Source organism: Hungatella sp., from assembly GCF_046966825.1.
The window spans coordinates 75,195-82,898 of sequence record NZ_JBKVCZ010000013.1; the positions used below are offsets into that span (position 1 = coordinate 75,195).

Here is a 7,704-nt window from a genome sequence, read left to right on the forward strand (position 1 = left end):
TAAATAAACGGTGCGTTAACGTTGACGCAAACGTAAATATTAAATTTCAGGGAGGTACAAACATGAGATGTAACAAAATTATGGCAGTTGTATTGGCAATGGGGCTGGTAGCAGGATTGACAGCATGCGGAACTTCAAACGGGGGATCAAATCAGACATCAGGAACATCAAAGGAAGCTACAGAAAAAACAGAAGGTAAAGATAGCAGTTCTGAATTTGATGTGCTAAAAGTTGGAACTATGCCGCTCACATGCGGAATTCCGGTTTTGTATGCAGAAGAAAAGGGCTATTTTAAAGAGGCAGGGTTAAATGTCAGCCTTGAACTGTTTGCGACAGGTGCTCCGATCAATGAGGCGATTGCTGCTAAGCAGATCGACATTGCAGTATCTGGATTTGCTTCTGTATATTCATTGGCTAATGCAAACTGTACATGGTTGGCCGATGTTAATACAACAGGCGGCATGGGATTATATGTACGGCCTGATTCACCAGTAGCTCAGTGTGGAGAAAAAGATGGAATGATCGGAGATACGGAAGCGATTAAGGGACTGCAGGTTTTGGAACCGCTGGGTACGGCAGTACAGTATATGACAGAGTCCTATGCAGAAAAGTTTGGCCTGGAGCCGGCAGACATTAATCAGGTTAACATGGAATTTGCATCTGCGTATCAGGCGTTTACTACAGGAGAAGGAGATGCAGTAGCCGCGAATCCTCCATATTCCTACTCACTGGAGGAAGACAATTATGTAAAGCTTTGTTCGTTTGAAGCGGCAACGGGCGTAAATATGTGCGATGGCTGCTTTGCACGAAACGAGGTTGTAGAAAAGCGTTCAGAAGAAATTCAGCTCTTTGTTGACTGTCTTGTAAGGGCAATGGGAGATATGAAGGATGAGAAGCTTCGTACAGAGTATACAAAAAAAGTCTATGAAGATAATGCAATTAATTGTTCCGATACTGATCTGGCACATGAAATTGAAGACCGTGCGTATATCGATGCGGAGGCAATGAAGGATCCGGAATATAAACTTGGTGAAGCATGGGTAGCAATTACAGATTTCCTTGTAAAAGCAGAAAAAATTACTGCGGAGAATGCTCCGAATGTTGCTAAATCCATTGATTCTACTTTTGTTTCAAAAACAACAGGCAAAGAGATTAAAGCAGACTGACAACAATAATGTTGGTTCATAAGGGGCTGATTAAAAATGAAGAAAAAAGATAATTTCTGGTATCTATCCATCATATCCATTGTCGGGTTTCTCGCAGTCTGGTGGTTCTGTTGTGACGTGTTAAAACTTACCAGTTCGGCAACACTGCCAGGACCGATAACTGTAGCAAAGACATTTATTAAAAAATTGAGCAGTACGGCACCAGATGGTGCCACTCTGCTCAGCCATATTGCGTCATCCTTACAGATTGCGCTGGGTGGCTGGGCAATGGGAGTTGTAATTGGCACACCATTAGGAATTTGCATGGCCTGGTATAAAAAAGTAGACTTATTTGCGCGTCCCATATTTGACCTTCTGCGGCCAATCCCAGGGCTTGCCTGGATACCACTTATGATTATATTATTTGGCATTGGGATTACGCCAAAGATTGCAACCGTATTTTTATCTGCTTTTGTGCCATGTGTCTTGAATTCATATACAGGAATCAGACAGACAAAAGATGTTCATCTGTGGGTAGGGCAGACGTTTGGTGCTTCTGATTTTCAGATGCTTAAGCATATTGCGGTGCCGACGGCGCTTCCCATGATTATGACGGGGATAAGGGTTGCACTGGGAGCGGCGTGGACCTGTATTGTGGCAGCCGAAATGCTGGCTTCAACAAAAGGGCTTGGTTATATGATTCAGCAGGCACGCGGTATCTACCGACCAGATATCATAATCTGTGGCATGATTGCTATTGGGGTTATTGGCGCTGTTTTTTCCGGTATACTGTCACTGATTGAAAATACCATAGTGAAAGGAGTTCGCAGAGATGCTTAATCGCTTTAACAAAAGTTCCCGAAATTATGTAAAGACAATCTGTGCAGCAGTCTCTATTCTGGTATTTCTGTGTATTTGGCAGCTTGTAGTTTCATTTACAAAGGCAGGACTCGTACTTGCAGGTCCTGCAGATACCTTAACCGCTTTTTTTGTATCAATCGTGCATCCGATCGGAACACATACAATTGAGGGACATATCCTGTGGAGTTTAAGTCGTGTACTCATAGGGTTCCTCCTTGGATCTATAACCGGAACTGTGTTGGGTATTCTCATGGGGTGGTTTAAAGTAGCCTCTGCATTATTTCGCCCTATTTTTGAAATTCTGAGGCCAATTCCTCCAATTGCATGGATACCATTGTCTATCGTGTGGTTTGGGCTGGGGGAGTCCTCCAAGTATTTTCTCATATTCTATTCTGCATTCTGCGCAGTTACCATGAATGCATATTCAGGAGTACGTTCTGTGGATCCGGAACTAATGGGAGCTGCGAGGATGTTAGGTGCAAATAATCGGCAGGTATTTTCTACGATTGTTTTGCCCTCGTGTATTCCCCAGATATTTGCCGGCCTGCAGATTGCAGTCGGAACGTCCTGGGCCACTGTAGTCGCCGCGGAGATGGTTCGCTCCTCAGAGGGAGTTGGTTGGGTTATTGTGAAAGGACAGGACAGTAACAGTACAGTTCAGATCCTGGTAGGAATTGTCGCTATCGGAATAGTCGGATATATTCTGGCAGTTGCCATGAGGGCCATAGAGGCCAGACTTTGCAGATGGAGCGTGAGGGGAAAATGAGTAAAGAAGTAATAGTATGTAAAAATATGAGTAAGACCTTTGACACCTCCAGAGGAGCGGTACATGTAATAGACGATGTAACACTAAATGTCCATGAAAATGAACTTCTGGTTTTGTTCGGACCGGGACAGTGTGGTAAGTCAACAATGATCAACTGTATGTCAGGTCTGGAATCTGTGAGCGGGGGACTTGTGGAGGTGAGCGGTAAAAAGGTAAGTAAGCCTGGCCCTGACAGAGGGGTTGTATATCAGCGTATGGCTCTTTTTCCCTGGCTTACCGTTATGGGAAATGTGGAATATGGACCAAAGGTGCAGGGAATGACAAAAAAGGAGCGCCGGGAGAAGGCCAGCCATTATATTGATTTGGTTGGATTAAAAGGTTTTGAAAACTCCTATCCGAATCAACTTTCGGGCGGTATGCAGCAGCGGGTGGGGATTGCGCGGGCGTACTGCAATGAACCAGATGTGCTTTTTATGGATGAACCATTTGGTCATCTCGATGCACAGACTCGCTATCTTATGCAGGAAGATTTGATGAAGATATGGGAAAAAGAAAAGAGAACGATAGTTTTTGTTACCAATAATATTGAAGAAGCACTTTACCTTGCAGACCGTATTATTGTTTTGACAAATTGTCCGACCAGAATCAAGAAGGAATATGAAATACGGCTGCCAAGGCCGAGAAATTATGTTGACACCGAATTTTTGAACCTGCGGGAAGAAATTAGTGGGGTTGTGGATAAAGCATTATAGCGAGGAGTATAGCTGTGGAAAAAAATGATATTATACTGCATGTGGACCATATGACAAAAAATTTCGGTGATTTGTCTGTACTGAACGATGTTTCTTTCGATGTTCACCGGGGAGAATTTTTATGTATTGTTGGTCCTACCGGATGCGGAAAAACAACATTTTTAAATTGTATAACGGGATTATATAACTTAACGGCTGGTCAGATTCTGGTAAATGGAGAGAAAGTAGATACACATAAACACAATATTGCATACATTTTTCAGGAATATTCTACCATGTCATGGCTTACAGTGGAACAAAATGTAGCTTTCGGCTTGAAAATGAAAAAAAAGCCAAAGGATGTAATTCAGAAGGAAGTTGCAGAGGTCCTTGAAATGGTGGGTCTCACAAAGTATAAGGATTACTATCCGGTTGAACTGTCGACGAGTATGCTTCAGCGAGTGGTGATTGCCAGAGCATTTGCTGTGAAACCAGATATACTTCTTATGGATGAACCGTATGGACAGCTGGACGTGGAGCTGAGGTTTCGGTTAGAGGACGAGTTAATTAAACTGTGGAAAAAGCTTGGGACAACTGTCATATTTATCACCCATAACATAGAAGAAGCGGTTTACTTAAGTGAGAATATTCTGGTTTTGACTAATAAACCTACAAGCATCAAGAAAAAGTTGGTGAATGGGCTGCCGCGTCCGAGAAGTGTTGTGAAACCTGAATTTATTGATTTGAGAAATCAGGTTACTGAATTGATTAAGTGGTGGTAAAAGGGAGGCAATTATGAAAGCAGTAATGATGATGTTTGATTCACTTAACCGTGAAATGCTTGAGCCCTATGGCTGTGATTGGACAAAAACGCCTAATTTTAAAAGGCTTGCTGAGAGAAGTGTGAAATTTACGAACTGTTATGCGGGCAGCTTGCCCTGTATGCCGGCACGCAGAGAATTGCAGACAGGGAGATATAATTTTCTGCATCGCAGCTGGGGACCTATTGAGCCTTTTGATGATTCCATGCCGCAAATTTTAAAAGATAATGGTGTATATTCTCATTTGATTTCTGATCATATCCATTATTGGGAAGATGGCGGCGCTACATATCACTATCGTTATAATTCCTGGGAAATCATACGCGGTCAGGAGGGAGATAAATGGAAGTGCCTTCCAGAACTGCTTGGCCCCTGTGATGAGTCCAAGCTTCAGAATAAAGATGGCCTTTACTTCCAGGCTACTCAGGATTTACAGCGCCACGATGCAGTAAACCGGAAATTTGTAAGAAATGAAGAAGATACCTCACTAGCCCAAACGGTTAAGAGCGGTCTGGAATTTCTTGATGCCAATCACGGCTGTGATAATTGGTTTCTGCAGGTAGAATGCTTTGATCCCCATGAACCGTTTTTTTCGCCGCAATGCTATCGGGAATTATATCCGGATGGATATGACGGGCCGGATATGGACTGGCCACCCTATCATCACGTGACCGAAGATCAGACAACAGCAGAGCATTTGAAGAACGAATATGCGGCGCTGCTTACAATGTGTGACAGTTATTTAGGTAAGGTCCTGGATAAATTTGATGAACTGGATCTATGGAAGGACACCATGCTGATTGTCAATACCGACCATGGATACCTGCTTGGAGAACATGGCTGGTGGAGTAAAATTGTAATGCCATGTTACGATGAAATTGCACATACACCACTCTTCATTCATGATCCGAGATTTGACTGTGACGGTGAGACGAGGGAAGAGATTGTTCAGACAATTGATCTGTCGGCGACATTATTGGAATTTTTTGGGCTAAAACGTCCTGCCGATATGCAGGGAAAACCAATCAGGACTGTAATTGAAGAGAAGAAAGCAATTCGTGACTATGCGCTATTTGGGATTCACGGCGCCCATATCAGTATTTATGATGGCCGCTATATTTATATGAAAGCACCGATATCGGAAGAAAATAGACCTCTTTATGAATATACGACGATGCCGACTCATATGAGAAATTTATTTTCAGTTGGGGAACTGAAAAAAGCAGTGGCTGTTTCCGGAGATACATTTTCTTTTACAAAGGGATGCCCGGTGTGGAAAATTCCAAAAGGAAACGGAAATGGAGAACGGGATTTCAGTGATCTGCTTATAAATGGAAAGGATAGTGAGGAAGCAAAGCATATTGACAATAACAGTATGGTGGATTCGGTCAACTTTGGGGACAAACTATTTGATATGGCGTCGGACCCCCATCAGGAAAATGAGCTATGCGATGTGGCGGTTGAATGCCGGATGGCTAATCTCCTCCTAAAAGCAATGAAGGAGAATGACTGCCCGGAGGAACAGTATGCAAGAATTGGTTTTCCCAATATGCAGGAAGTCAGGGAGGAAGATATACTTTTCATACACAAGAGAGAAGAAAACCGGCTGAAGCCGTCAGTTCTTTTGAATTACCAATGGACGAAAGGTGCAATAAATGCTTATAGAGCCTTACTTAAATTTATACCTGCAGATCGGAAAAAATGGGCGGATGATATGCTGGAGGCCAAGATCCCATGTACAGTGAGTGATGGGAAAATTAATGCCAATACCGTTATAAAACAAATACCAGAAGTCATACCAGAAGCGTATACGGATATGGTTGAGTATTTTGTTGGATTGTCTGGAAGAACTTCATAGAAACGCTGTGTGTCTCTCATCAGGACAACATATTTCATAAGAAATTATGTTATTGGTGAGAGGCATATTTTTATGAAAAATGCAAAGACTCCCATAGAAGAAAAAATAGAGATATTCCATGATAAATCACCTCTTTATACAGACAAAATTCCCGCTCCGAGGGGGATCGAAGCGGGAACTGATCTTTAGGGGGGCCGGATGATCTTATGACCATCCGGTATGAGTATGAAAAAGCTTTGTGATTTCAAGTAAGTTACTTGAAACAAAGGCCCGCTATCCTCTCGGATAACGTATTCTCAGTATACGGGGAAATTGTGACCAAAGTGTGTATTGGGCATAAAAAAACCATAAACATAATAAAAATAAAAAAAACCCTTTAAAAACAGGTTGTTATTGTATATAATAAGGGAGATAAACGAAATTTAACTATTAGGGCCAGTAACCCGAATTTGAAATACAGATAAAGGAAACTCTGGGAACCGTTTAAGCGAACAGGAGGAAATAAATGATGATGTCCAATGATATCGGTATCGACTTAGGTACCGCCAGCATACTTGTGTATATTAAAGGGAAGGGTGTTGTGTTAAAAGAACCTTCCGTAGTTGCAATCGACCGTGACACGAATAAAATCAAGGCAATCGGGGAAGAGGCAAGACTGATGATCGGCAGAACGCCGGGCAACATCGTCGCAGTCAGACCGCTTCGCCAGGGTGTTATCTCCGATTATACCGTAACGGAGAAGATGTTAAAATATTTCATTAACAAGGCAGTCGGCAAGAAAACACTGAGAAAGCCGAGAATCAGCGTCTGCATTCCAAGCGGAGCCACAGAGGTTGAGAAGAAGGCGGTAGAGGACGCTACGTATCAGGCGGGCGCCAGAGAAGTAGCGATTATCGAAGAGCCGGTTGCGGCTGCCATCGGCGCAGGCATCGATATCGCCAAGGCCTGCGGAAACATGATCGTAGATATCGGCGGAGGTACTTCCGATATCGCCGTGATTTCCCTGGGCGGTACGGTAGTGAGTACGTCCATCAAGGTGGCTGGCGATGATTTCGATGAGGCGCTGGTCCGTTATATGCGCAAAAAACACAATCTTCTGATCGGTGAGAGAACCGCAGAGGAGATTAAGATTAATATCGGTGCTGCTTACCGCAGACCGGAAGTTCTGACCATGGAAGTAAGAGGCCGTAACCTGGTTACCGGTCTCCCGAAGACGATTGTCGTTACCTCCGATGAGACTCTGGACGCATTGAAGGAACCGGCCATGCAGATCGTGGACGCCGTACACAACGTACTTGAGAGAACTCCGCCGGAACTGGCTGCCGATATCTTTGACCGCGGCATTGTTCTTACGGGCGGCGGCTCCCTGCTTTCCGGCCTGGATTCTCTGATCGAGGAGAAGACGGGAATCAATACCATGATCGCGGAAGATCCGCTTACGGCAGTTGCGATCGGTACAGGAAAGTTTATCGAGTTTACCCATGACGGCGGTAAGTCTGAATTTTAACCATTTAAGCAGGAT

General features: G+C 43.6%; 7 protein-coding genes. All 7 read left to right on the forward strand.

Annotated elements, in window-relative coordinates:
• Positions 1–62 precede the first annotated feature (62 nt).
• The 7 genes from ACLTD4_RS06470 (at position 63) to ACLTD4_RS06500 (ending at position 7,689) form a co-directional block, all read left to right on the forward strand.
• Positions 63–1,166 carry an ABC transporter substrate-binding protein gene (locus tag ACLTD4_RS06470; protein WP_117621105.1) on the forward strand — a complete coding sequence of 368 codons (1,104 nt, stop codon included), beginning with the start codon at positions 63–65 and terminating at the stop codon, positions 1,164–1,166.
• A 36-nt stretch (positions 1,167–1,202) separates the two neighbouring features.
• Entirely contained in the window at positions 1,203–1,985 is a 783-nt protein-coding gene (locus ACLTD4_RS06475; RefSeq protein WP_055654634.1) for an ABC transporter permease, read from the forward strand.
• Positions 1,978–2,772, forward strand: a complete 795-nt coding sequence (locus tag ACLTD4_RS06480; protein WP_117621104.1) for an ABC transporter permease — start codon at positions 1,978–1,980, stop codon at positions 2,770–2,772. The genes ACLTD4_RS06475 and ACLTD4_RS06480 overlap by 8 nt, the downstream gene beginning before the upstream one ends.
• Positions 2,751–3,524, forward strand: a complete 774-nt coding sequence (locus ACLTD4_RS06485) for an ABC transporter ATP-binding protein (protein WP_055655035.1) — start codon at positions 2,751–2,753, stop codon at positions 3,522–3,524. Before ACLTD4_RS06480 ends, ACLTD4_RS06485 begins: the two co-directional genes overlap by 22 nt.
• A gap of 14 nt (positions 3,525–3,538) precedes the next feature.
• Positions 3,539–4,285: an ABC transporter ATP-binding protein gene (locus tag ACLTD4_RS06490; protein WP_055654638.1), complete on the forward strand. Its 747-nt coding sequence runs from the start codon at positions 3,539–3,541 to the stop codon at positions 4,283–4,285.
• Between the two features lie 13 nt (positions 4,286–4,298).
• Entirely contained in the window at positions 4,299–6,182 is a 1,884-nt protein-coding gene (locus tag ACLTD4_RS06495) for a sulfatase (protein ID WP_117621103.1), read from the forward strand.
• Positions 6,183–6,687: 505 nt separating this feature from the next.
• Positions 6,688–7,689 (forward strand): rod shape-determining protein, encoded by a 1,002-nt coding sequence (locus tag ACLTD4_RS06500; RefSeq protein ID WP_006772389.1) that lies wholly within the window; start codon positions 6,688–6,690, stop codon positions 7,687–7,689.
• Positions 7,690–7,704 lie beyond the last annotated feature (15 nt).